The sequence below is a fragment of the Neorhodopirellula pilleata genome, from assembly GCF_007859915.1.
Lineage (GTDB): Bacteria > Planctomycetota > Planctomycetia > Pirellulales > Pirellulaceae > Rhodopirellula > Rhodopirellula pilleata.
Genome location: NZ_SJPM01000003.1, coordinates 495202 through 521032 on the forward strand (window position 1 = coordinate 495202; position 25831 = coordinate 521032).

The 25831-nt window shown below is 57.2% G+C and carries 16 protein-coding genes; 10 read left to right on the plus strand and 6 right to left on the minus strand.

What is annotated here, in order from left to right; all coding sequences use genetic code 11:
* Positions 1 to 102: 102 nt before the first annotated feature.
* Positions 103 to 2175, plus strand: a complete 2073-nt coding sequence (locus tag Pla100_RS10650; RefSeq protein ID WP_197167828.1) for a c-type cytochrome domain-containing protein — start codon at positions 103 to 105, stop codon at positions 2173 to 2175.
* Between the two features lie 632 nt (positions 2176 to 2807).
* Here Pla100_RS10650 and Pla100_RS10655 read toward each other — a convergent pair.
* Positions 2808 to 3275 carry a YraN family protein gene (locus tag Pla100_RS10655; protein WP_146577663.1) on the minus strand — a complete coding sequence of 156 codons (468 nt, stop codon included), beginning with the start codon at positions 3273 to 3275 and terminating at the stop codon, positions 2808 to 2810.
* Complete coding sequence (locus tag Pla100_RS10660; RefSeq protein ID WP_231602934.1) at positions 3272 to 5635, minus strand: DUF4159 domain-containing protein; 2364 nt, start codon at positions 5633 to 5635, stop codon at positions 3272 to 3274. The genes Pla100_RS10655 and Pla100_RS10660 overlap by 4 nt, the downstream gene beginning before the upstream one ends.
* 247 nt (positions 5636 to 5882) lie before the next feature.
* Here Pla100_RS10660 and Pla100_RS10665 point away from each other — a divergent pair, with 247 nt between their 5' ends.
* Positions 5883 to 6878 (plus strand): AAA family ATPase, encoded by a 996-nt coding sequence (locus Pla100_RS10665; RefSeq protein ID WP_146577746.1) that lies wholly within the window; start codon positions 5883 to 5885, stop codon positions 6876 to 6878.
* Positions 6879 to 7188: 310 nt separating this feature from the next.
* Here the strand turns inward: Pla100_RS10665 and Pla100_RS10670 are convergent, their stop codons facing one another.
* Together Pla100_RS10670 and Pla100_RS10675 are read right to left on the minus strand one after the other, a co-directional pair.
* Positions 7189 to 8844, minus strand: a complete 1656-nt coding sequence (locus tag Pla100_RS10670) for a putative ABC exporter domain-containing protein (protein ID WP_146577665.1) — start codon at positions 8842 to 8844, stop codon at positions 7189 to 7191.
* Positions 8837 to 9568: an ABC transporter ATP-binding protein gene (locus Pla100_RS10675; RefSeq protein WP_146577666.1), complete on the minus strand. Its 732-nt coding sequence runs from the start codon at positions 9566 to 9568 to the stop codon at positions 8837 to 8839. Before Pla100_RS10675 ends, Pla100_RS10670 begins: the two co-directional genes overlap by 8 nt.
* Positions 9569 to 9797: 229 nt before the next feature.
* Between Pla100_RS10675 and Pla100_RS10680 the strand changes: the two genes are divergently transcribed.
* From Pla100_RS10680 to Pla100_RS10695, 4 genes are read left to right on the plus strand one after another with little or no spacing between them, the layout of a single operon-like run.
* Positions 9798 to 10055, plus strand: coding sequence for a putative signal transducing protein (locus Pla100_RS10680; RefSeq protein ID WP_146577667.1), 258 nt, complete (start codon positions 9798 to 9800; stop codon positions 10053 to 10055).
* Positions 10056 to 10107: 52 nt separating this feature from the next.
* On the plus strand, positions 10108 to 11400 hold the full coding sequence (locus tag Pla100_RS10685; RefSeq protein WP_197167829.1) for a DUF4832 domain-containing protein: 1293 nt from the start codon (positions 10108 to 10110) through the stop codon (positions 11398 to 11400).
* A 5-nt stretch (positions 11401 to 11405) separates the two neighbouring features.
* Positions 11406 to 12437, plus strand: a complete 1032-nt coding sequence (pdxA, locus tag Pla100_RS10690; protein ID WP_146577668.1) for a 4-hydroxythreonine-4-phosphate dehydrogenase PdxA — start codon at positions 11406 to 11408, stop codon at positions 12435 to 12437.
* Positions 12434 to 14074 (plus strand): DUF6798 domain-containing protein, encoded by a 1641-nt coding sequence (locus Pla100_RS10695; protein ID WP_146577669.1) that lies wholly within the window; start codon positions 12434 to 12436, stop codon positions 14072 to 14074. Before pdxA ends, Pla100_RS10695 begins: the two co-directional genes overlap by 4 nt.
* A gap of 354 nt (positions 14075 to 14428) precedes the next feature.
* Here Pla100_RS10695 and Pla100_RS10700 read toward each other — a convergent pair whose 3' ends face one another.
* Entirely contained in the window at positions 14429 to 16495 is a 2067-nt protein-coding gene (locus Pla100_RS10700) for a YgiQ family radical SAM protein (RefSeq protein WP_231602935.1), read from the minus strand.
* Positions 16496 to 17058: 563 nt separating this feature from the next.
* The gene (folD, locus tag Pla100_RS10710; protein ID WP_146577670.1) at positions 17059 to 17946 is read right to left on the minus strand and encodes a bifunctional methylenetetrahydrofolate dehydrogenase/methenyltetrahydrofolate cyclohydrolase FolD; all 888 of its coding nucleotides are present in this window, start codon (positions 17944 to 17946) and stop codon (positions 17059 to 17061) included.
* Positions 17947 to 18136: 190 nt separating this feature from the next.
* Here folD and Pla100_RS10715 point away from each other — a divergent pair, with 190 nt between their 5' ends.
* The 4 genes from Pla100_RS10715 to Pla100_RS10730 all read left to right on the plus strand — a co-directional run bounded on the left by Pla100_RS10715 (position 18137) and on the right by Pla100_RS10730 (position 25779).
* The gene (locus Pla100_RS10715; RefSeq protein WP_146577671.1) at positions 18137 to 19891 is read left to right on the plus strand and encodes an NADPH-dependent assimilatory sulfite reductase hemoprotein subunit; all 1755 of its coding nucleotides are present in this window, start codon (positions 18137 to 18139) and stop codon (positions 19889 to 19891) included.
* A gap of 2611 nt (positions 19892 to 22502) precedes the next feature.
* Positions 22503 to 23504 (plus strand): DUF1559 domain-containing protein, encoded by a 1002-nt coding sequence (locus tag Pla100_RS10720; protein WP_197167830.1) that lies wholly within the window; start codon positions 22503 to 22505, stop codon positions 23502 to 23504.
* Positions 23501 to 23938, plus strand: coding sequence for a hypothetical protein (locus Pla100_RS10725; RefSeq protein WP_146577673.1), 438 nt, complete (start codon positions 23501 to 23503; stop codon positions 23936 to 23938). Before Pla100_RS10720 ends, Pla100_RS10725 begins: the two co-directional genes overlap by 4 nt.
* Before the next feature lie 176 nt (positions 23939 to 24114).
* Positions 24115 to 25779: a Kelch repeat-containing protein gene (locus Pla100_RS10730; RefSeq protein WP_146577674.1), complete on the plus strand. Its 1665-nt coding sequence runs from the start codon at positions 24115 to 24117 to the stop codon at positions 25777 to 25779.
* The last annotated feature ends 52 nt before the right edge of the window (positions 25780 to 25831 follow it).

The following is a 25831-nucleotide window of genomic DNA, read 5'->3' on the forward strand; positions in this document are numbered from 1 at the left end:
GGCGTTTCGGGTTTAAGATAAGATAGAGTGTCCCCCGGACGCGTTCGCATTTTCGCCCGCAGCTTCGTTCATTGACGACCCAGATTCATGAAATTGGCAAATATGAAATCGGCCTCCGTTTCTCCTCTACGCTGGCTCCTTACCCCCTGTTTGGCGGCTTGGATCGCTGCGGGGTGGTCGACCACGCCGGTGAGCGGGCAAGCCCCTGACCAGGCGACCGCCGCGAAAATGGCATTTGACAAGCTCGATACCCGAGCCCGCCGGATCGTGATGACGATCGGCGCGTCGATGAAAACCGCTGGGACAGAATTCCAGGCCGGGCGTTTCGCCGAATCGACCCAAACGCTCGACAAAGCGATCGAGCAGATTCGCGTCGGCTTGTCGACCGGATCGCCGGATTTGTACGACGCTTTGCTGCCGACGATGGAACGAATCGTCAACGCCCGGGCGTTGCTGGAATTTGAAGGCGTTCCGGTCGATCCGTTCTCCGTCCCGCCGCGACCGAGCGAATCAGGTGCCGCGATGGCAATGGCGGGCGGCAAAACCAACCCGGCGAACATCGACCCATTCGCACCGGCCACCCCGCCCGCAACTCCAGCCAATCCTGTCCCCGGCACTCCGGCGACTGGCACCCCGGCAACCGGAGGGGTGAGCTTCGTCGGCGAGGTCGCGCCAATTCTGGCCAGCAAGTGTGGCGGATGTCACATCAACGGTTCCAAGGGTGGATTCTCGTTGGCCACGTTTGCAGCGCTGATGAAAGGGCCGCCCGAAGGCGTCGTCATCTTTGCCGGTGATACCGTCGGCAGCCGTTTGATCGAAACGATCGAAACCGGCGACATGCCTCGCGGCGGCGGCAAGGTCTCGCCAGCCGAATTGATGACGCTGAAGAAATGGATCAACGAAGGTGCCAAGTTCGACGGCACCGACCCCTCGGTTCAGCTGACCAGTCTGACCAAAGGAACCACGCCGGCCCCCGCCCCGATGCCGCCAGAGAAGGTCACGATCAACGCCCTGACGGGCAAAGAAACCGTTAGTTTCGCCAGCCAAATCGCTCCGATCTTGGTCGATAATTGTGGCGGGTGCCACATCGACGCGATGCGAAACCAAGGCGGCCTGAGTATGGACACGCTGGCCCGACTGTTCCGTGGCGGAGACAGCGGGAAGATCGTTCAAGCCGGACGCGGCGAACAGAGCTTGTTGGTTCGTAAGCTTCGCGGACTCGAAGGCGATCAAATGCCTGCCGGCGGACGTCCCCCGCTAAACGAAACGGACATCAAGTTGATTTCCACTTGGATCGACGAAGGAGCCTCGGTGGACCCGGCCCAGCAAGAAATGCCACTCAACATTCTGACCAAGCAAGCGTGGCTCGCCGCCGCATCAACCGACGAAGTAACCCAACGCCGCGCCGAATTGGCCGAAACTCACTTCAGCCTCGCCGGCGCGGACTCGAGCCGGTTGGCCCAACATCGCAGCGAACACTTCGCCGTTTGGGGCGATGTGTCACCGGACCTGCTCCAGGCCGTCGCCGAGCAAGCCGAATCCGCACTGCAGAAAACTTCGGTCGTGATCCCGTCGAGTCAATTGCAACAACCCGCCGATACGTTCTTCAACGGTTTGGCGTCGATCTATGTTTTGCCTCGGCGGTATGACTACAGCGAGTTCGCCAAGATGGTCGAAGGCCGATCGGTTCCGACCGATTGGCAATCGCACTGGAAGTTCGACGGCATCCAGGCTTACGTCGCGGTCGTCGCATCAGACCGAGACGAAGACGCCGAGATCGCCGATCGCCTGGCCGGTTCGATCGCGAGTTTGGCCGTCGCCAGTCGTTCGGTCACGGTCCCGCGTTGGTTCGCCGACGGATTGGGCCGAGTTGCCGCGTCATCTAAAGTAAAACAGGACCGCAGCGAACTGGCCAAGACGCAAGCCGAATTGATCACCGCGATCGGCACTCTCAAGAGCGGCAAGGAATTCATCGAAGGCAAACTCCCTCCCGAACGGTCCGACCTGATCGCGGCGGCGGTTTGCCAATCGTTCCTGACGCGGGAAAACCGTCGCGGCTTCGATTCGATCTTGAGAAACCTGTCCGAAGGCAAGCCTTTCGACACCGCCTTCGTCGCCAGCATGAACGCAACGCCGGTGGCGTATTTTGATGCCTGGTTGCAATGGGTGAAGTGATCGGCAGTAGCAAAAAAACTCGTTCCCAGGCTCCCGGCCTCTTATACCCCACATCTTTTTGACCCCCACGAGCTCGTCTCGTGGGTGAATAAGGTTTGCAAGCTAGACACCGACGCCCTGCCAACCTTCCGAGTTTAAGTTGTGCTCGCCGCTTCAAGCGGCGAGCACAACTTAAACTCGGAAGGTTGGAAAAACTGCGGCTTGTGTCTAGCTTGCCAACCTCGGCTTCCTGCCAGACGAGCTGGCAGGGGAGCAATACCTGAGGACTTGTGGGGTATCCAGAGACCGAGAGCCGGGGAACCAGCGATCCAACAGGCGACTGCCACGCGACGACGTCGCATAGGCATGACGCCAGCGGCGGAGCCGCGATAGCATGTAGCCCCATGCGTCAGCATGGGGACCCCGGTATCCAACGAATCATCCAGCCGCAGAGCGGCGACACATCCCGCCGTCTTTCCACTACTCCCGCACCGTTTCGCATATGCACACCGCATGCTCACGAGCGTGTTGATTGAGTGCACGTTTGGGCGTTTTCGTTTAACGGCAAGCCGCAGGCGACTGCGTTTTCAAACTCTGTCGCCTGCGGCTTGCCGTTAAACAATTAAATCAACAGACCGGTAAGCAAGAGATCCCTAAAACATCTGATACTCCAACGGCGACTCGAACGCCGATTCGTAGTGTTCGATCTTGGTCGGCAGCGGTTCGTTGGTCGGCCACCACACCGCGACGACGTCGAATCGGCAGGGCGTGCCGAGCAATTTCTTCCGCTTGAGATACCTCATCGCGGCGCGGGCGATGCGGGCTTGTTTGTTCTCGTCGACGCGATCGGCCGGATGACCGGGTCGTCGAGTCGCTAGCGTTTTCACCTCAACAAAAATCACCAAGCGACTACGGGTGTCCAATGCGATCAAGTCGATCTCGCCGCCTCGGTCGGATTCGCTCTCGGCAATGATTTTGAGTCCTTTGCAACGCAGATGCCGGGCGGCAATCTGCTCGCCACGTTTGCCGACTTTCGCGTTCGGGTCAAACGTCCCGTAACGCCAATCGCAATATCGCTCGCGCCAAGTGTCCAACCAGTTCATCGAGTCCAGCCAGTTCATTGGTTCAAACCGTACAAGATCAAACCGGCGATGATTTTCGCGGCGTCTTCGGTCGAATAGCCAGGACACTGGATCGAGTTTTGGCTCTCCAAAGCGCAGCTCAGATCCAGAGGCGAATAGAACACATTATCGACTCCGAGCGTTGACATCGTTTCGATCAAGGGCGATCCCACCCGGCGTGAGACTTTGACCGGTTCCTTGCGAGCGACCGCTTCGTCGTTACCATCACGTGCACCCGGGCCTTGCACCGGTCGGCGAATCTCCACGCGACTGAGGTCATAGCCACCGAACTGTGTCCCCAATGCCGGGTGATCGGCCGGCAACGGTTCGAAGGATTGTCCGTCCATGATGGACTGCAATGCGTCGACGACGGAGTTCGCAAACGCGGCTTCACCGCAAATCGGACTGGCCACGACGATGCCTTCGCGTTCGATGAATCGCTTCAGCGCCGACCTAGCCACTTCGTCGAGCTGGAATTCGGTTTGCCCGGTCATATACAATACGCCGATCCGCTGCAACGATTCATCCGTCAGCGCGATCGGTTGATCGACGGCGAGCACTTCGATGCCGAGCTTGTCGCGAATGATCGCCGCCGCGTGAGGAATCGCTTGGCCGACCTGCCGCTCACCCGCCCCGAGGGCGGCGACGGCAATGGGGATCGCGCCCCGGGTCGGATCGGGGGCGGACGCGGCGTTGATTTGATTCACCGCGTCGAGTTTATCTTTCAACTCACGACCGGTCGCGTAGGCGACGAGGTTCTCACCGATCGTGATCCCGGCGACGACCTGTTCTTGGATGCTCGGCGATAGGTCTTCGTTTCGTAACAGCGGCCCGCCGTAACTCCATCGACACATCAAGCTTTGACGTGAATAGAACACCGGCGTTCGGCAACACGCTTGGACTCCTTCGATGTCGAACGGTTGACCGTCGTCGTCTAATAAGACCTTCGGATCGACAAACCGCTCGGCGAACCAAATCGGATGCGAGGGCGGCAAGGATTCCAATCGCGAATTGGGGTACCACTGCGAACACATCGTTTCAACGGCTTGACGAAACACGCGGTCGTCCCCGCAACCATCACCGGCTTGAGCATCGAATAAGATCGTGCCGCCTTGGTCGAGGTACTCTTTCATCCGATCCAACAACGGGGCGTCGAATTTCAGATCCTCGCGACCTCCGATGACCAGCACCGGCGTTTGCAGCAAGTCTTCCACTCCCGCTTGGCGGGCGGAAATGTTTTGCCACGTGAGCTCTCGCGACCAAGAACGCTCAACATGACGAACCAGGGTTTGCAAGCTGGTCGGATGAGCGTTTTCGGATGCATCGGCGTCGTCTTGAGCGTATTCCAATCGTCCGATGACGACTTGCCGTTTGCCTTTGGCCAAGAACAACAACGCAAACGAGGTCGCGATGTCGCGGTTGGATTCCACCGGCCCACCGCCCCGCCACGATCCGTCGAAATCATCCTGCAATCCCACTAATCGCTCGGCCCCTTCGCGATACCAGTCTCGCTCGCCGATCAATCGCCGCCCCGATAATCGGCCAACCCGCTCGACCGCGTAAAGGTAATAGAAGTAACTCAACAACTCACCGCCCGGATTGGCTTCGATGGTGAAACGTCGGCTGAGTGCCTCGAGCCCACGCTCGACGGTATCGTCGAGTTCTTCGCCGCCACAACACTGCAAGCTTGCCGGTCCGATGCCGACGGCATCGCGTAAACTGCCGCCACAGATGATCATCGAAGCGATGCCGGCGCACGTCATGGACCCGGACGGCGTCGGACCGCCATAGGACCAACCGCCGCCGGGCAGTTGAATCTGTTTCCAATACTGGGACGCGAGAGCAAAGACTTCCGAGTCGATCTCGATCCCTCGCTCGGACGCCGCCCCGAGCGCTAAAACGGCGAATTGAGCATTGGAGGGATCGCCGTTGCCGCGACCGCCGCCGTAACCCCAGGCGCCTTCGAACCGTTGGCCTTCGCCGATTTGCTGTTCGACCAACCAAGCCACGTTTCGGCGAATGCGGGGAAGGTCTTCGATCGCGCCGACTTGGCAAAATACCAACGTTTGCAAGGCGACCGAGTACGTTTCGTCGGGGCGAAACGCACGCAGGTATTCCATCGCGCGAATCATGTCGGGATCTTGACGCGAAACCCCCGCGTTGACCCATGCGAGGGTACACAAGGCGGACAAACCACAAGATTGATTGCCATACTCGTTCCATCCGCCACGCTGGGTTTGCGTCTTGCGAAGATAGTCGATGCCGCGGTCGATCGAACGTTGGACCTGTAACGCATCGACCGCCGCGTGGGCGATCGGTCCGTGAACGACTAGGCCGATGGAAACAAACGCGAAGAACACCACCGTCCGCACATTAAGCCAGGAACGACGAATTCCAGGTGCACACCGATTTTGATTTCGGGCCTGAGCCCTTAGACTTTTGGGGTACCGCCGGCTTTCCAGGTCACGATCGTGTCGAGTGTCCTTCATTCTTTCCCCAATTGTGTCTTCCTCGATGACTGATTCGCCCAATCCTACGCCGCCGCCGATTCAAAGTAAAACCGCCGAGGCGGCCGCCGGTGCGGCGAAACCACGCAACTTGGCCGACGTGTTGCGTGAATTCTCCGAACATCAACAGAAGATGCGGGACGAACTCGGCAAAGTCATTGTCGGCCAAACCGATACGATCGAACAACTCCTCGCGGCGATCTTTACCCGCGGGCATTGCCTGCTCGAAGGCGTTCCGGGACTGGCCAAGACGCTGATGGTTAGCACGTTGTCGAGCATCTTGGACGTGTCGTTTAAGCGGGTGCAGTTTACCCCCGACTTGATGCCGTCGGATATCACCGGGACGCAGGTTCTCGAAGAAGACGATGCGGGCAAACGCAGCTTCCGATTCGTCGAAGGGCCGATCTTTACCAACATCTTGCTGGCCGACGAAATCAACCGAACGCCACCGAAAACTCAGGCCGCATTGCTCGAAGCGATGCAGGAACGACAGGTTTCGATCGGCCGTGAAACGCACATGCTGCCTGATCCGTTCTTCACGATCGCGACCCAAAACCCGGTCGAACAGGAAGGCACCTACCCGTTGCCCGAAGCTCAATTGGACCGATTCATGTTCAACATCAAGATCGGCTACCCCTCGGCGGATGAGGAAGAACGGATTCTCACGGCGACGACCCGCGGCGATTCACCGACGGTCAATAAGGTCCTGTCCGCGCGGGCGATTTTGACGTGTCAAAAACTCGTCGCCAGCATCGCGGCGGGACCGCTCGTGATCCGGTACGCATCACGCTTGGTCCGGGCGACCCGCCCCACCGACGAAACCGCGCCGGAGTACGTCAAGGAACTCGTCGACTGGGGAGCCGGCCCTCGAGCGGGTCAAAACTTGATCGCCGGTGCCAAAGCGATCGCCGCGATGCAAGGCCGGTTCAACGTCGAACCGGCCGATATCCAACGGATCGCCTTGCCGGTCTTGCGGCACCGCATCGCGACCAACTTCCAAGCCCAAGCCGAAGGCATGGACACCGACGCGATCATCAAACGATTGCTCGAAGACATCGCGATCCCCGAACCGCCCAAGATGGCCACGCAATCGTAGGCGAATAGAACGGAGTCGTTTTTAATTCTTATGGAGCGGCTCCGCCGCAACCAAACAAGCCCGACGCGCAACGGCGTGCTGGTTTAGTGAGCCGACGGCGCTAGCGGTCTGTTGATTTAGTCGTTTAACGGCAAGCCGAAGGCGTCGGCGATGCCCCCAATTGACGCCTACGGCTTGCCGTTAAACGAAAAGGGGTCGCGATACCACTAAATCAACAGCCCGCTAGCCGCGGGCGTGACAGTGAGAACTCAGCCCTTCGAGGCCCGTGGCTAGCGCCATCGGCTCACAAAAATTGCCCCAATGCATTCATTCAACACGCCGGCAGCTCTCGATTCTGGAACCGGTTACCGGTAATCCACCATAACACCGGCATCGTGGCCAAGACAACCATCGCGGCAGACAAGACACAGGGAACGATCGCAAATCCCCACCACAATCCGCCGATCAATGCACCCAGACCGGCGGCCAAACCGATCGGGATCATCACGATCGTGGCGGCGAGCATGAAGACCATCGCCCGTGCTCCTTGAAAGATGTCGGGCGTTCCCGCAGTCGTGATCCGCAGCGGCGTCGCAGCGGCGACCGAGTTCAAGACCGATGCGATCGCGATGTCGATGACGATGAACCCGACCAAGATCGCAACGGTATCGGCAAACGATTGGTTGGTGACGGCCCAACCGATGGCCGCCGCCGACATTCGGATCGCGAACATCAAACCAACGCTTCCCATCGCCATCCCGATCGCCAAGGGCACCGAACGGATCGGCAACGTCTGATACCAAGTCAATAACGATTGTTTGATCGAGAATCCCGATTGTGTGATCATCGAAACGATGAACCCGAGGTAAGACGCCGCAATCATCGCAACAAGAAAAAAAATCAAACGAGAATTCGATTCGAGACGCAGCGAGCCTGTCCGCATCCCGATCGCCAAAGCGACCGCGGTCACCAACGCCGCCGCAATCAGCCATGTCAGCAGCGTTCCGGTGCGCCGCCATGTGATCGTCATTTGTGACCAAGCTACGGGCCCGATGCCGCCCCACCAACCCAACATCGGCAGGCCGCGTTTACGCTCGATGTGCTTCGGTTTGCGAGCATACACATTGCCGTCGCTGATCCGAGACAGACGCTCTTGGCGACGGGCGACGCCTTCCACCGCCAATTCCGAAAAACCGTCATTGAGCCGATAACAGCAAGCCACCGACCCGACCACCATAAGCGTCCCGATCAATGCGTTTGCGATCATCGCCCCATTGATTGCGCCGAATAGCAAATAGCTAAACGGCGTGAAGGGAAAGGCAAACCAAGTTGCCAAATAGCTCGAATCAATCAGCAACAAAACTCCATCATGGGACAGCCAATCGGGGTGTCGCGAAATCAAAAAGGCGGCTTCCAGAATGAGAGCAACGAGTGCCGAACGTAATCCGACGAGAACCCAGCGATTCGCCTGCGGTGACCATCGCGGTATGAGCAGTGCTCGTAAGAACGAAAGCGAAAACACGAACGCTCCTCCCAGTAGGATTCCCAAATACGCGCTCAATCCGTTTTCCACATAGGGCAGCGAGACGAGTGAAAAGAAAGCACTCAAGATTGACCAACTGATCGCCATCGTGGTCAGCCGATAGGACAAGATTTGCGAATGAGTGAACGGCCCCGCCAAAACAAATTGCAACTCCGGCGGACGAAGTTCCATTAACTTTTTGCCGGTTTCCGAAGCCACCATCTGGCTAGCAATGACGAACATCATCAACGGCATGAACGAGGGAAAAACCGAAGGCGTCGACGATTCAAAGATTGACGGATTCAAGAACGCCATGGCGATCGAAGGGATCACTGCGAAACCAACGCAAACCAACAAGACAAGTGTCAATAAGGCTCCCCCGGGCGTCTTGACGCGTCGCCATCCTTGGCGAAATGCTGCCCTGGATTGAAACCAGATGAGTTGCCGTAAGGCGGGATCAAACACTCCGTTCCGCCTCGCTGGTCAATCGGAAAAACACTTCTTCGAGTGATTGATTCGGGCCTCCAAACTCGCGACGCGCTTGGCTCATCGGCCCGTGGAATAAGACGCTGCCACGACGAATCAACACCAGGTGATCACACAGATCATCCACCAACGAAAGCAGATGCGAACTGACCAAGACGGTCGCCCCGCGTGCGCCCTGTTGTGCGATCATCTCCTTTAACGTGCGGATGCTCGACGGGTCCAATCCCGTCATCGGTTCATCCAACAGCAAGACATCGGGGCGACGCAGATAAACGCACGCGATCGCTACCTTCTGACGCATGCCTCGTGATAATTCCGACGCGAGCGTGTGTTTCTTTTCGGCCAGTTCAAACTGTTCGAGCAACCCATCCGCTTCCGGTTCCCAATCAACCAAACGATAGGCCGAGGCGATGAATTTCAAATGCTCCCATACCGTTAACGTATCGAACAAAGGTGGATCATCGGGGACGTAGGCGGCGCGTTGCTTCACGCCCAAAGGATCATCGGCCAGATCGCAACCGGCGACCCGGATCGTCCCACTCGTCGGACGCAGAATCCCACACAACGTTCGGATGGTCGTCGTCTTGCCAGCACCATTGGGCCCGACGAGCGCGGCGATCGCACCAGCCGGTACTTCAAACGAGGCCCCCGCCACGGCGACGAAATCACCGTACTGTTTTCGAAAATGTTCAACGGCGATCATCTACCAAACCTTCGCGGGGGTCACCTTGAGCCGCCGCAAAGTACCTTCGCGGCCCAACCGGCATCGAGACTCTAACATACCCAATCACACTCGACGCCGGGTGGGGGTGGTTCGACGATGGCCGCACGCGATCGACTCTCATTCGGTCTACGCTCACCGACGATTGTGCTTACAATGACGTTCGTCCCTCGCTTCATCCATGAATCGTCCGCTTGAAACCGATATTTCAATGAATCGTCCTCCCTCGAACGAATCTCCGACCGATCCGAATGCCGAAAATTTGGAAGTCGTCGCGGAGCGATCCACCGAAGTCGCTGCTAGCGTCTTGGTCAATGTTCTCGCCGACGAGGGAATCCGGGCCGTCGCGGTGGGTGGATTCACGGCCGGATTCCGCGCCGAAGCCCCAGGTTGGGTCCAAGTGAAAACGTTTGAACGTGACGCGGAGCGTGCCCGTCAAATCATCGCCGAACTTAAAAAGATTGGATAAGAAAACGGGAAACCACCCGCTGAACCGCGAACAGACTCGAAGCGAAGTCACTATGAAAACCAGCGTATTTTTCAAATCCGTTTTGCTGCACTGCACGTTGTCGATCTGCTCGATTTGGGTTTCGTTCGCATCGGGTCAATCCACCACAACGGAATCGATCTCACTGCGCAGCGAAATACGTGGCGTCCAACCGATGACGGGCATTGTATTGTGGCACGACCACGAACAAGCGGCCAGCGATGCGATCTCGCTCGAGTATCGTTACTGTGGCTATGACGAAATCGTGATGGCCGACGGAACCTATGATTTCGCGAGCATCGATCGTGTGCTTGACCAAATCGCCGGTCGCGGGCACCAAGCAATCTTGCGTTTTCGATTCGTTTATCCCGGCAAACCAACAACGGTTCCTGAATACGTACGTTCACAGCCAGGGTACCAAGAAACGATTGGCAAGAGCGAAGGCGAAAAAACCTGGTTTTGCGATTGGAGCCACCAGGGTTTGCAGGACTTCACACTTGAATTCTACACGCGATTTGCCGAGCGATACGATCGCGACCCGCGAATCGCGTTCTTGCAAACCGGGTTCGGGCTGTGGGCCGAATACCACATCTACGATGGTCCCCGGCAACTGGGCGCAACGTTCCCTGACAAAGCTTTTCAAGATCGGTTCCTTCGTCATCTCGATGCGACGCTGAAGTCATTGCCGTGGTCGATCAGCGTGGATGCCGCCGACAATGATTATTCCCCGATCGAAGACAATGAAACGTTATTAAAATTGAACTTTGGTGTCTTCGACGATTCGTTCCTCTGCAAAGAACATCCGAAGTACAACTCGGTGAACTGGAGAATCCTAGACATTGACCGCTGGCGGAGGGCTCCCGGCGGCGGTGAGTTCAGCTATTACAATCGCCGCGATCAAAAACTGGCGTTATCTGAGAATGGACCCAACGGTGTTTCGTTTGAAGACGCCGCAAGACAATTTCATATCAGCTACATGATCGGCAATGATCAACCGGAGTTTCAATCGATCCAACGCATTCGGGAAGCGTCCATGGCAACGGGTTACCGTTTTCGAATCAATCGGGCACAATACCGGCCAATTGGCTCTGATCAAGCGAGCGTGATGATCGAATTGACCAACGAAGGTGTCGCGCCGATTTACCGTGAAGCTTACTTGGCGGCCGGAAAGATTCGCTCGGCCCGGTCGCTACGAGGGCTATTGCCAGGCGAAACGCAAACCTTTCGAATCGATTCGGTTCCGCTGTCGGACGTCGATCAGATTACCATCCAAAGCGATTTCATCTTGCCCACGCAAACGATATCCTACTCCGCGTCAACGGAATGATGCTCATGAATCACAGACCACGGCTGGCGATCACGATGGGCGACGCCGCAGGTGTCGGACCCGAGATCGCACTGCGTGTCTGGCGTGATCCGCGAGTTCAGGCCGCCGGGGTCCCATTGCTCTTCGGTGATGCGAAGTTGTTCGCGCGAGTTGCCGACAAACTCGGTTGCGAAGTTCCTTCGGCTTTGTCGCTCGATGAACTGTCGACAAAGAACTTGAACCCATGCGGCCATGTGATCGATTGTGGATCGATCGATGCCGATACGGTTGTCGCAGGAAGTTTTTCGAAACAAACCGGCATCGCTTCTTACCAAACGGTTTGCGCGGCGATCGACGCGACGATTCGTGGTGAGGTCGACGCGATCGTGACCGGTCCGATTCAAAAGGAAGCTTGGTCGCTCGGTGGCATCGCCTATCCCGGGCACACCGAGTTGCTCGCCGACCGTGTGGCCACGCAAACGGGCGGCCAACCGGCGGACGTGCGGATGATGCTCGCCAGCGAAACGATCGCTTGCGTTTTGGAAACGATCCACGTGCCCTTGGCAGATGTGCCGGGTTTGTTGACGACCGCGTCGCTAACCCGCACGATCGAGTTGGCCGGCGAAACGATGCGTCGTCGTCGCGCCCGACGGGGCAGCCTATTGCCGCCTCGGATCGGAGTCTGCGGCCTGAATCCGCACGCGGGCGAGAACGGCTTATTCAGCCACGGTGAAGAACAACAAATCGTGATCCCAGCCATCGAGTCGGCTCGGCAGAAGGGCTGGGATGTTCAAGGACCGCTGCCCCCCGATACCGCGTTCACGCCGATGATGCGTTCGAAGATCGATATTTACGTTTGTCTGTATCATGACCAAGGATTGATTCCGCTCAAAGCGTTGTCATTCGACGACGCGGTCAATGTAACATTGGGATTGCCGATCATTCGCACGAGCGTCGATCACGGCACGGCGATGGACTTGGCTTGGCAAGGAAAAGCATCCTGCTCGAGCTTGGTCGCGGCGATCGAATTGGCATCCGAGCTGGTCGAGACCCGATGAAAGAACGTTCCGACGGTTTGATCGTGCTGACGATCGTGTCAGCGATCGTGGCTTTGTTTTTTATCGTCGCCGGCGATGCCCCGCCGGGTGTCAACGAGGCTCACTATCTCACCAAAGCAAAAAACTTTTGGGACCCCGAGTGGTGTCGCAAAGACCTATTCGTGACGTCGGGCAAGGCCCATTGGTTTTTCTACTGGACGTTCGGATGGCCGACGCTTTTTGTTTCACTGTCCACCACCGCGTGGATCGGCCGGGCAGTGGGTTGGGCGTTGATCGCATACGGATTGACTCGGCTGACTCGTAGTCTGCGTCTGCCGGTCGGCTATTCACTCATCATCGCGATCGTTTGGTTGGCCGGCATACAAAACGGCAACCTCGCCGGTGAATGGGTCGTCGGCGGAATCGAGGCCAAGGTGCCCGCCTATGGGCTGGTTCTATTGGGCCTATCGGAATTGGTTGCCCGGCGTTGGAACCGAGTTTGGATCTACTTTGGAACCGCAGCCGCGTTTCATGTTTTGACCGGTGGTTGGTCCGTCGTTGCCGGTTGGGTTGCATTCGTTTGGTTAGAACGAATCCAGCGAAATCCGAACGAACCGAAAGCCCGTTTTTTGACTCCCGCGTTGTTCGTCGGGGGCGTCATATCATTGTTGGGTTTGATCCCGGCGCTCGGGATGTCGAGCGGTGCCACGGCGGCGGAATCGGTTTCGGCGGCGAAGACTTACGCTTACTTTCGGATCTCACACCATCTGCTGCCATCCGCATTCCATTTTGATTGGTATGTCCGTCATGGGATCTTGACACTCGTAACAATCGTTTTCTTGGCGACGTATCTGCACCGCCGCAAAAAGGCGAGCCAAGAACTCACCGCAGTCGCCGCGTTCGCGGCGGGGGCGTTGTTCATCAGCATCGCCGGGTTGTTCGTCGGGATGTTACCAGCCGTTTCACCGGATTGGGGAGCGAGGCTACTGAGGTTCTATTGGTTTCGGCTGGCCGACGCGATTACACCGTTGGCACTGGCGTGTGCGGTGGCCGTTTGGATGCGGGCGGGCATCGAGGGCCGCAGTCGAAATGTGGCTCGCTCCCAATGGATCTCGCCAGCGATGATCACCTCCGTGTCTGCCGTTCTGATCTCGGTCTACCTTTTGGGTCAGAGCACTTGGCACAACGTAACCGGAGGCGTGCCGATCTCGGTCAGCAATCGATTGCTCGGACTGCATTCCGATGCGGACTATGCGACTCAGCGGCGGACGATGGCGGACTGGATCAAGGTGTGTCGTTTCGTTCGGGCCAATAGCGATCCAGATGATGTTTTCTTAACACCTCGGCACCAGCAGACGTTCAAGTGGTACGCCCACCGCGCCGAGGTGGTCAATTGGAAGGACATCCCCCAAGACGTTCTGTCATTGCGAGAATGGGGGAGACGTTTTGTCGAGGTCTACCCCGTCGAACTTTCTACGATGCGGGTCACGATCCGCTACGACCGGTTGCGGCATTTCCGAAAACGTTACGGGGTCGATTGGATGATCATCGACCGCCGCGTGGTCGGGCCTCACTTGCCGCTCGTTCAGGTTTACCCGAACGAAGACGAACGCAATTCGACCTATGCGATCTATCGATTGCCTTCGGTGTTGCCTTAATGAAAGTATCGAACGAGATTCCATACCGATTCAAACGCAAGCCACAATTCGCCCAACCTTCCGATTTCCACTTGTGCTCGCCGCTTCAAGCGGCGAGCACAAGTGGAAATCGGAAGGTTGTGAGGGCGTCGTTGTCTAGCTGGCGAACCTAATTCACCCACGAGACGAGCTCGTGGGGGTCAAAAAAATGTGACCTATCAAGAGGGTGAGAGCCTGGGATCGAGTGTCAACACGATTCACCGGCAGTTGCTAAGCGGGACGCTCGCGATAGCGTGCGGTTCCCGCGATAAGCCGCACGCTATCGCGTTGCTGGTGATGGCAGGTATGAGCTTTCAACTCGCCAAGGCGCGCGAGTCAACTGGGGTCGGCACCGCGGCGTTTGGGGCGATAGCCGGTTGAACTTCGTTCTCGCCGTTCCTTTTGCGATCCCTTCTTGGTTGGCGTGGCGATCGTGTGCACGTACTCGCCTCGGAACCTCGTGTTGGCGTCCTTGCGGCGGCGTTCGACCGCTTCCTTGGGTGGCCTGGATGGGATCAAACAATCGCAACCGTCGCCGATCAACTCGGTGCGTCCGACGCTGCGAAGGGCTTCGCGGACTTCGAAATAATTCTCCGGTTTGAAGAACTGCATCAACGCCCGTTGCATCTTGCGTTCTTTCATCGCTTTGGCAATGTAGACCGGTTCTTTGGTAAACGGATCCATCTCGGTGTAGTACATCGTCGTGGCCACATCGAGAGGTGCGGGAATGAAGTCTTGAACCGCATCGGGTTTGTAACCGTTGCGTTTGAGGAACAACGCCAGTTCGATCATGGCGTTGACGTCGCTGCCGGGATGCGAGGAGATGAAATACGGAACGATGAATTGTTTCTTGCCGACCCGCTGCGACTCTTCCTTGAAGACTTCCGTGAAGTGTTCGAAGTCGTCGTTCTTGGGTTTTCGCATCTTGTTGAGCGTTCCGGCATCGACGTGCTCCGGTGCCACTTTCAGCTTTCCGCCTACATGGTGCGCGGTCAGTTCTTTCAGATACTCCGGCGAGGTTCGCGCCAGGTCCATTCGAATGCCGCTGGCGACGAGCACTTTCTTCACGCCGGGCAATTCACGTGCTTCGCGCATCAATTCGATCACCGGGCCATGATCGACGCCGAGTAACTTGCAAATCTTGGGATGAACACAGGATTGACGCCGGCAGACCGCTTCGACTTCCGGCTTCGAACATTGCATTTGGTACATGTTGGCGGTGGGGCCGCCGATGTCACTGACGACTCCCGAAAACGATTTGTCTTCGGTCATCTTTTGGATCTCGCCCAAGATGGACGCTTTGCTTCGCGATTGAATGATCCGGCCTTGATGGGCCGTGATCGAGCAAAACGTACAACCCCCGAAGCAGCCCCGCATGATCGTCACGGAGTTCTTGATCATCTCGAACGCGGGAATTTTTTCTTTGTAACTTGGATGTGGCAATCGCGTGTAAGGCAATCCATAAATCGCATCCATTGCGGCTTCGGAAATCGGCAACTGGGGCACGTTGCAAACGATCGTTTGAGTATCGTGCCGCTGGAACAATCGCTTGGCGTTGTGCGGATTGGTTTCGTTGTGAATGATTCGTGTCGCTTCGGCAAAGGCGTACTTGTCCGCGACCACCTGTTCGTAGCTGGGCAACTCAATCGCATCGTCGGGAACCGGCTCGGAGGCGCCCAATGCGAACGCCACGCCACGCATGTCACGAAGGTCCTTGACCGATTCGCCCGCTTCGAGACGACGTGCGATTTCGACGATCGCGTTCTCCCCCATCCCGAAACCGACCAGGTCGGCTTTACTATCGAGCAGGATGCTGCGGCGGACTTTGTCGGACCAATAATCGTAGTGAGCGAGCCGTCGCAACGACGCTTCGACGCCACCGGCGATGACCGGCACACCCTTGTAGGCTTCGCGGGCACGCTGGCAATACGCCAAGGTGGCGCGGTCAGGCCGGCGACCGATCTGACCGCCCGGGGAATAGGCGTCGTCGTTGCGAACCTTCTTGTTAGCCGTGTAGTGGTTGATCATCGAGTCCATGTTGCCGGCGCTGATCGCAAAGAACAGTCGCGGGCATCCGAACGTTCGCCAAGCATCGCAATTTCGCCAATCCGGTTGGCTGACCACACCGACGCGATATCCGGCCGCTTCCAAAACGCGGCCCAAGATCGCCATCGCAAAACTCGGATGGTCGATGTAGGCGTCACCGGTGACGAACACCACGTCCAGTTCGTCCCAACCGCGTTTGTGGGCCTCTTCCATCGTCATCGGCAATGGATTGACCGCGATCGGTCCCGTGGGAACTCGCCCGCCCGCCGTCAGATTGGACAAATAATCGCGTGACATCGCCGGAGCGAGTTTTGCGGCGGCGGCGACGGCGGGGGAATCAATGACGGGCAATTGCATTGCAGAAGCGTTTCAATTCGAGCAGGCTCAACAAACAGGACACCTACATTGTAGGGTCCGTGTCGATCTGCGATAGCGAAAAACCTCGGCGATCCCGGCGGTTGTGGAAGCTTTCGCTGGGGGATGCTGCGAGATCTTCTCCGCCCACGTCTCCGAAAACGATCAACATCAGCTATTGCAGCGTTCGGTGTTTTTGAACGCAATTGATACAAGCCCGACGCGCGAGGGGCTGTCGACTTAATCGTAACCCGACGCGTGAGCGAGGGATAATTGATATCGGCTCATCCCTCGCTTACGCAGCGGGTTACGATTAGGGCTATAGCAATTAGCCGATGGGTGTTAGCCCCGGTTGGCGTCCGGTTAACCGCCGCTAACGGGCTGTTGATTTAGTCCTCATCGAAACCCGAAGCGTGAGCGAGGGATACATACAAAGGACTTAATGGTGATGAATCCCTCGCTAACGCTTCGGGTTACGATTAAATCAACACGCCGCTAACGCGGTACGGCTAATTAAATCAATGAGCCGAACCGCGTCGGGCTTGTATGTTGTCGGCGTAGCCGCCTTAAGATTTGGCGGCGAGCAAGGTGTTGTGCAGCAACATCGCGATCGTCAGCGGGCCGACTCCGCCGGGGACCGGGGTGATGGCCGAGGCGACCTTTTCGGCTTCGTCGAACGCCACGTCACCGACCAACGCGTCGCCGACCCGGTTGATCCCCACGTCGATCACCACCGCGCCTTCGCGGATCATGTCTCCGCGAATCATTTCCGGCCGGCCCACCGCCGCGATCAAAATGTCGGCCGTGCGACAGACTTCGGCGAGATTCGCCGTCCGGCTGTGGGCGAGCGTCACCGTCGCGTTGGCCGTCTCCGTGCCGCAACTTCCGTCCTTTTGAGCCAACATCATCGCCATCGGCTTGCCGACGATGTCACTACGGCCGACCACCACGGCGTGCTTGCCGTTGGTCGAGATGCCGGACCGATGAAGCAATTGAATGATCCCATGGGGCGTGCATGGCAGGAATCGAGGCCGGCCCTGCATCAACAATCCCACGTTGACCGGTGAAAACGCGTCGACGTCTTTGCGGGGATCGATCGCATCGAGCACCGCCCGCTCATCGACGCCCGTGCCGCCTCGCTGCACGCTCGGCAGCGGTAACTGAACCAAAATCCCGCTGACCGATTCGTCTCGATTGAGTTGGTCGATGCGGTCGAGCAGTTCCGCCTGGGTCGTCGAGGCGGGCATGCGGTCCAAACTGCTGGCGATTCCGGCCTTTTCACAGGCTCGCTCTTTGTTGCGAACGTAGACCTGGCTAGCCGGATCCTCGCCCACCAAAACCGCCGCCAATTTGGGGGGCGGATTGCCGGCCGCGACCCATGCCTGAACCTCTTGAGCCACCTCGTTACGAATTTCCAAGGCGATTGCCTTGCCGTCGAGTCGCGTTGCCGTCATGGGTTATCTTCGGTTGTAAAAAGGTTTAGGGGCACGCGGTTCGACGTAGTGAAAAAACCGCCTAATCGTTATAACTTCGGTGATCTCAACCGTTCGCCATTGCGAATCGTTGTTTTTTAAGCACTCACAGCAGCCCGGAGCACCCAACGACCGTTTGGGCTGCACGCAAATACACAGGATTTTCCTCTCGATGTCTACCGACGCTCAAGATTCGACTGCCCCGATCACGATCAAGCTCAGCCCGGTCGAAAAGATTAAGCAGGAAAGCCGGTTCTTGATGGGCACGATCGATCAAGAACTGGCCGATCCGATCGACCATTTCAACGACGACAATCTGCAATTGTTGAAATTTCACGGCACCTATCAACAGGACGACCGCGATCTGCGAACGGAACTGAAGAAGTCCGGAGGCGGCAAAGCGTATTCGATGATGCTGCGATGCCGCATCCCCGGAGGACGCATGACGGCGGACCAATTCGTCGCGCACTTGGATATGTGCGATGAACTCGGCAATTCGACGCTCAAGATCACGACGCGTCAAACGCTGCAACTGCACGGCATCTTGAAGCAAAACCTGCGGGAGACGATCAAACGGATCAACGACGTGGAACTGTCCACGCTGGCCGCTTGCGGTGACGTCAACCGAAACATCATGTGCTGCCCCGCCAAACGGGTCGGCGGCATCCACGCCGAACTGGAAAAGTTCACCGACGAACTGACCCAAGCGCTGGCCCCTCGCACGCCCGCTTACCACGAACTGTGGATCACCGATCCCGATACGGGCGAAAAATCACTCGCCGGCGGTGGCGAACCGGACGCCCGGCCGGTGGTCGACGAACCGCTGTACGGTCCGACCTATTTGCCCCGAAAGTTCAAATGCGGGATCGCCTTACCTGAAGACAACTGCATCGATATCTACACCCAAGATCTCGGTTTCATCGCCGTGGTCCGTGACGGGAAGATCATCGGGTACAACGTCACCGTCGGTGGCGGCATGGGACGCACGCCGTCGGCCAAGAAGACTTTCCCCGCGTTGGCGCAGCGGATGGCCTTCGTCACTCCCGAACAAGCGATCGATGTTGCCAAAGCGGTGATCATCGTTCAACGAGACAACGGCAACCGTACCGACCGCAAGACCGCTCGGATGAAATACCTGATCGCCGATTGGGGCATCGATAAATTCCGCGCTGAAGTCGAAAAGGTGTTCGGAGAGAAACTTGCCGATTGCACCGAAGACGACGTGCACGGTTTCGATGACCACATGGGCTGGCAAGAACAGGGCGATGGCAAATGGTCCTATGGGTTGAATATTGAAAACGGTCGGCTATACGACAACGATCAAATCCAACTCAAAGCCGCCCTGAGAAAAGTCTGCACAACGTTCGGCCGTGAGATCCGGTTGACGGGACATCAAAGCATCATCTTCTGCGACATCGACGAGTCGGAGAAAGAAAAGTTGATCGAGATCATCCAATCGCACGGCATTCCGACGACCGAACAAACCAGTACGGTGCGACGTTGGTCGATGGCGTGCGTGGCGTTACCCACGTGCGGTCTCGCGATCACCGAAAGTGAACGGCGACTGCCCAGCCTGATCGACGGCATCGAAGAACCGCTTGCGAAACTTGGACTTTCCAACGAACGCTTCACGATCCGCATGACCGGATGCCCCAACGGTTGTGCCCGACCTTACAACGCCGACATCGCCTTGGTCGGCAAAGCGGTCGGCAAGTACACGCTGTTCGCCGGTGGCGGATGGCTGGGCAATCGTTTGGCCTACATCTACAAAGACGCCGTCAAAGACGAAGACGTTGTCGACGAGATGATCGGCATTTTCGCCGCCTTCAAAGCCAACCGCGAAGGCGAAGAATCCGTCGGTGATTTCTGCGCCCGCGTCGGCGAAGAACGCTTAGCCGAACTCGCCGAACAGGCCCCTAAACCCTAAAGCGGCAAATCGAATTGCGTTAAGTTCTGCGGTGGTATTCGCTTCGCTCGACCACCGGCGAATGGCTAACAACGCCTTCGGCGTAAAGGCAAAGGAACGGCAGACCGGAACCACGCAACTTCTTCGGCCAAGAGCACGGAAAAGGGAGTAGACACCCGAAACGCCCCCATTCCATCTTCTTAGTTCTTTCAAATTTTACGCTAGACAAAACCGAAAACCCAGCCTGACACCGGCGCGAGCCCTCCTCCCATGATTCATTGCTGAAGTCTGAACGCAAAGTTCGCTGAGACGCAGAGGGCCGCAGATCATGATGCTCAACCTACGTCATCGAGCTCTGCGATCCTCTGCGTCTCAGCGTGCTTTGCGATCAAAAAATCAAGCGTCTGGGTGACCAGCTGCTACCGGCCGAATTGCGGTCCGGGAGGGCTCGAGCCTCCTAGTCAAAGAAAATGTGTCAGGACATTTCTCCGATGCAGGAGAGATGGAACGCACTAAAAAACAACGACACCGGTTTACCAAACGTTTGCACCAGATATTACTGACGCACTATTAGAGCGCACGCAACGGAATCGTCTTGCGACGTTGGGCTTGATTGTTTCGCGTTTCCTAGGGTTATTTTTTGGTGATTGGAACGCCAATGAATGCTCATCGGACCCTCAGAACGTCGCATTGTCTGGCAGGAAGATTGAACGCAGGAAGATGAACGGCACCCATATTCCTGCCCCTCATTTTCCTGCCAAAACGGACGCCCTCCCAAAAGTCCCAACGATTCTCTCCGGTGAACGGCACAAAAGGTGCCAGGACTCATTCCGAGAAAAGAGACCCGACACCTTTTCGGATTCCATGGTCAAAACCGAAAACCCAGCCTGACCCCGGCGCGAGCCCTCCCCCAATGCTTTCGCCGCTGGGCTTGATTGTTTCGCGTTTCCTAGGGTTATTGTTTTCTGGTGATTGGAATGCCAATGAATGCTCATCGGACCCTCAAGACGTCGCATTGTCTGGCAGGAAGATTGAGGGCAGGAAAATGTACGACCCCATATTCCTGCCCCTCATTTTCCTGCCAAAACGGACGCCCTCCCAAAAGTCCCAACGATTCTCTCCGGTGAACGGCGCAAAAGGTGTCAGGACTCATTCCGAGAAAATAGAGCCGACACCTTTTCGGCTTCCATCGTCAAAACCGAAAACCCAGCCCGACACCGGCGCGAGCCCTCCTCCAATGATGCATTGCTGAAGTCTGAACACAAAGTTCGCTGAGACGCAGAGGGCCGCAGATCATGGTGTTCAACCTACGTCATCGAACTCTGCGATCCTCTGCGTCTCAGCGTGCTTTGCGTTCAAAAAATCAAGCGTCTGGGTGACCAGCTGCTACCGGCCGAATTGCGGTCCGGGAGGGCTCGAGCCTCCTAGTCGAAGAAGATGTGTCAGGAAACTTCTCCGATGCAGGAGAGATGGAACGCACAAAAAGCAATGGTACCGGTTTACCAAACGTTTGCACCGGACGGTACTGACGCACTACTGGAACGCACGCGACGGAATCGTCTTGCGACGTTGGGCTTGATTGTTTCGCGTTTCCTAGAGTTATTGTTTTCTGGTGATTGGAACGCCGATGAATGCTCATCGGACCCTCAAAACGTCGCATTGTCTGGCAGGAAGATTGAGGGCAGGAAAATGTACGACCCCATATTCCTGCCCCTCATTTTCCTGCCAAAACGGACGCCCTCCCAAAAGTCCCAACGATTCTCTCCGGTGAACGGCACGAAAGGTGTCAGGACTCATTCCGAGAAAAGAGACTCGACACCTTTTCGGATTCCATGGTCAAAACCGAAAACCCAACCTGACCCCGGCGCGAGCCCTCCCCCAATGATTCATTGCTGAAGTCTGAACGCAAAGTTCGCTGAGACGCAGAGGGCCGCAGATCATGATGCTCGACCTACGTCATCGAGCTCTGCGATCCTCTGCGTCTCAGCGTGCTTTGCGTTCAAAAAAATCAAGCGTTTTGGTGACCAGCTGCTACCGGCCGAATTGCGGTCCGGGAGGGCTCGAGCCCCCTAGTCGAAGAAGATGTGTCAGGAAACTTCTCCGATGCAGGAGAGATGGAACGCACAAAAAGCAATGGCACTGGTTTACCAAACGTTTGCACCGGATATTACTGACACACTACTAGAGCGCACGCGATGGGATCGTCATGCGACGTTGGGCTTGATTGTTTCGCGTTAACTAAGGTTATTGTTTGCTGGTGATTGGAACCCCAATGAATGCTCATCGGACCCTCAAAACGTCGCATTTTTTGGCAGGAAGATTGAGGGCAGGAAGATGAACGGCACCCATATTCCTGCCCCTCATTTTCCTGCCATCTGCAGGGCATTTAAAAATACGCAAGAAAAAAGCCGATGACCGTTGACACCAACCCAGCGACCGGCCATCTTATTGCAAGTGGTTCGCATTAGCAGTTAGTGCAATCGCATTCGCTTGATCTAGCCAGCAAGGCATCCCGCCGCAACGCTCGCGTGCGTGGAAACCCAGCCAGCGATGAGCCGAAAGACGTCACCGACACGTGTCGATGACGTTGGACGTTTCCGTTGTCACTTTCCCCTTTGCTGAGGCTGGTCGAATGTCTTTGAGTCGTACGCGCCCCTTTCGTGGCGCCTTCACCCTGGTCGAATTGTTGGTCGTGATCGCGATCATCGGTATCTTGGTTGGTCTGCTCTTGCCCGCCGTGCAGGCCGCTCGGGCCGCCGCACGGCGAATGTCGTGCAGCAACAACATGAAGCAGTGCGGTCTGGCTCTGCACAATTACCACAGTACGTTCCAACGCTTTCCCGGAATCGGGCACGACAGCGCGTCGGCGTTTTCGATTCTCGCGCAGATCTTGCCATACGCCGAGCAGGCCGACTTGCAAGATCTGATCGATTTTTCGGCTCCGATTTACACCGGTACCGGCTACGCTTTCTCGATCCATCCGAACAACCTGCAGGCGGCGGAGACGCGGGTACCGATGTTTCGTTGCCCGAGTGATCCGCGAGAGGGCCGGTTCACCGAATTCGATTGTGACGCCGCCGCCGGTCAGAGTTACCAAGGCACTAATGTGGTTGCCTGCACCGGTTCAGGACGCGATCAATCATGGGACCTGCGAGCCAAAACAGACGGTCTTTTTTACTACGGATCCAGCACGGCGTTTCGGGATATATTGGACGGAACCAGTCACACCGTCGTGTTTGCCGAGACGCTCTTGGGTGACAATTCGACGAGTTCGACCGCGCCAATCCACGCCGAGGATAAGGTGGCCTGGACCGGTCACTTCACGGTCGACAACCCGGACGTGGAATCGTTAACCCGCGGGCCGGTATGGTCTTGGTTCGGCTATCGTGGTTACGCCTGGATCAGCGGCAAAGCTTACTCGAGTACGTTCAGCACCTACACGCCGCCCAACGCAAATCATTCCGATGTATGCCAGTTGGCATACGGTTGGTTTGGTGCCCGCAGTCATCATAGCGGCGGAGTGAACGTGACTCTGGCCGATGGCAGCGTTCGGTTCGTTAGCGAATCGGTCGACTTGGAATTGTGGCGAGATGCCGGGTCGGTGATGGACGGCGACGTCCCCGGTGAACTATGAATGTCATCACGAAAGGCCAGTCGCGTTGGCACCGGCATCGTTTCGGCGTCGGTGCCTGGGTCGTGTTGCTCGGCTTGCTGGCGGGTTGCCAGCGGAGCGACCGGACCGAGATCGTGCGGACCGAAGTGAAAGGACAAGTTTTCTTGGACGGTAAGCCTCTGACGTCCGGAGTGATCGAGTTCGAAGCCGTTGACGCGGGAGTCGCTGCCGATGCGGAAGACGCCGACTCACCCGCGGTCATTGCATTCGCGGTCGTAAGCGAGGGAGCCTATCACATTGACGCCGCCGAAGGTCCGGTTGTGGGTGTCAATCAGGTCCGCGTGCGGCCGGCACCTCTACCGCGCGAACAGCTCGAAGCGATGTTGGACGTGAAATCAACCTCCCGGCGTCGATCGCAACCGCTGGTGGTGCAAGAAATTCATCCCGACTACTGAACCGATTCCCCGATGCGGGCGGAACTTCAAGCCGAGCAAATCAACGTTCACGACGTAAGACTCAAGAGCGGGGGCCCCTGATCAAAGGGACGCTACTCAATCGGACGTTACTCAATCGGACGCAGCGAACGTTCTACCATTCCACTTCCATTACTCTCTCGTAGGTTTCAATCAGCATGACCATTCGACTTACCTTGTGTTTGTTTACCTTGATGCTAGCGTACAGCTCGCTGGCGTACGCCCATTTCCCTTTCGTCGCTACCGACTCATCGGGGCGTGCCGAGGTATGGTTCGGCGATTCGTTGACCGATCGCACCTACCCGATGCCGCAGTCGGTCGCCGGCGTTTCGCTTTACCAGGTTTCTTCAGATGAACAGCGGCCACTAACGACACAGCCAGCCGAGAGCGACGAACTCGTCGGTTTGCAGACGGCGGAGCCCGTGCTGCCTGATGGCGAGATCTTCGGATCGGTGGTCTATGGACTGTATCATGGAACCAAACTGACCTACCACGTCGAGCACTTGCCTTCGTCCAACGCACAGTCCTGGCCGACTAAGCCTCGTGACACGACGACCCCGCAGACCGTGATCACGCGACTCGACGATGGCGGTGTTCAAGTCTTGGTTCTACGCGGCGACCAACCGTTGTCGGGTGTGAATGTTCGCTCGTTGGCGACACCCGCGGGGTCAAAGGAACAAACCAAGACGAACCAAACGTTTACCACTGACAACAACGGCATCGTCTTGCTGAAAGCGAATCAAATCGCCGACGGTCTGAACGCCTTGCAGGTGCAGTTCAAATCCGATACCAAGGGGCAATGGCAGGAAGAAACCTATGAAAGCGAGACCGAAGTTTTGACCGCGACGTTCTACCATAGCGTGGTGGATGATTCGTCACCCGCCGACGAGACGGTCTCCGCCGAGGTGATCCCTTCGCAATATCCAGCATTGCCTGAAGAGTTAACTAGTTTCGGCGCGGCGGTAATCAACGATGCCGTTTACGTTTATGGCGGCCACACGGGAAGTGCTCACTCATACTCGACCGCCGAACAATCCAATCGGCTGTGGCGTTTGCAACTCGGTGATTCGCCGAATTGGGAGTTACTCAACGAAGATCAGCATCTGCAAGGTCTCGCGTTGGTTGCGCACAATGGTTCATTGATTCGCTTAGGCGGATTCACGGCGAAAAACGAGCCCGACACCGAGCACGATCTTTGGTCGCAAGATTCCGTCGTTCGGTTCGATCCAGCCAAACGCGAGTGGAACGAATTGCCGGCGCTTCCTGAACCGCGTTCGTCCTTCGACGCGGCGATGGTTGAAGACACCATTTACGTCATCGGCGGATGGCAGATGGCCGGCGAAGCCGACACGGTTTGGCACTCCACGGCGTGGTCACTGAACTTGGCCGACACGTCTCCGACTTGGCAAGCATTACCGGAACCTCCGTTTCAGCGGCGTGCACTGAGTGCTGCGACCGTTGATGGGAAGGTTTACGCGATCGGCGGTATGCAGGCGACCGGCGGCGCGACCACCCAGGTTGACGTGTACGACCCGTCAAGCCGAACTTGGACGACCGGACCGTCGCTACCCGGCGAACCCATGGCCGGTTTTGGAACTGCCGCGTTCGCTTGCGGTGATTCGTTGATCGCGACGACGATGGACGGAAAGGTATGTCGACTCAGCGGTGACAGACAGCGTTGGTCGATCATCTCGGAGCTTGAGCCGTCGCGGTTCTTCCATCGCATGTTGCCTTTGGCGGACGATCGTCTGATCGTCCTTGGAGGAGCGAACATGGAAGTCGGTAAGTTCACTGATCTACCGATCGTGCGATTGAAGCATTAACGATTGAACAGGCTTCCGCCGGACGAATGCGGATATCCCTTGATGCGTTCGC

Bases quoted from the DNA above. Each gene is read 5' to 3' on its own strand.
- Pla100_RS10730 (WP_146577674.1), top strand. From the start codon at position 24,115: ATGACCATTCGACTTACCTTGTGTTTGTTTACCTTGATGCTAGCGTAC.
- Pla100_RS10720 (WP_197167830.1), top strand. From the start codon at position 22,503: ATGTCTTTGAGTCGTACGCGCCCCTTTCGTGGCGCCTTCACCCTGGTC.
- Pla100_RS10685 (WP_197167829.1), top strand. From the start codon at position 10,108: ATGAAAACCAGCGTATTTTTCAAATCCGTTTTGCTGCACTGCACGTTG.
- pdxA (WP_146577668.1), top strand. From the start codon at position 11,406: ATGAATCACAGACCACGGCTGGCGATCACGATGGGCGACGCCGCAGGT.
- Pla100_RS10700 (WP_231602935.1), bottom strand. From the start codon at position 16,495: ATGCAATTGCCCGTCATTGATTCCCCCGCCGTCGCCGCCGCCGCAAAA.
- Pla100_RS10680 (WP_146577667.1), top strand. From the start codon at position 9,798: ATGAATCGTCCTCCCTCGAACGAATCTCCGACCGATCCGAATGCCGAA.
- Pla100_RS10655 (WP_146577663.1), bottom strand. From the start codon at position 3,275: ATGAACTGGCTGGACTCGATGAACTGGTTGGACACTTGGCGCGAGCGA.
- Pla100_RS10695 (WP_146577669.1), top strand. From the start codon at position 12,434: ATGAAAGAACGTTCCGACGGTTTGATCGTGCTGACGATCGTGTCAGCG.
- Pla100_RS10675 (WP_146577666.1), bottom strand. From the start codon at position 9,568: ATGATCGCCGTTGAACATTTTCGAAAACAGTACGGTGATTTCGTCGCC.
- folD (WP_146577670.1), bottom strand. From the start codon at position 17,946: ATGACGGCAACGCGACTCGACGGCAAGGCAATCGCCTTGGAAATTCGT.
- Pla100_RS10650 (WP_197167828.1), top strand. From the start codon at position 103: ATGAAATCGGCCTCCGTTTCTCCTCTACGCTGGCTCCTTACCCCCTGT.
- Pla100_RS10715 (WP_146577671.1), top strand. From the start codon at position 18,137: ATGTCTACCGACGCTCAAGATTCGACTGCCCCGATCACGATCAAGCTC.
- Pla100_RS10725 (WP_146577673.1), top strand. From the start codon at position 23,501: ATGAATGTCATCACGAAAGGCCAGTCGCGTTGGCACCGGCATCGTTTC.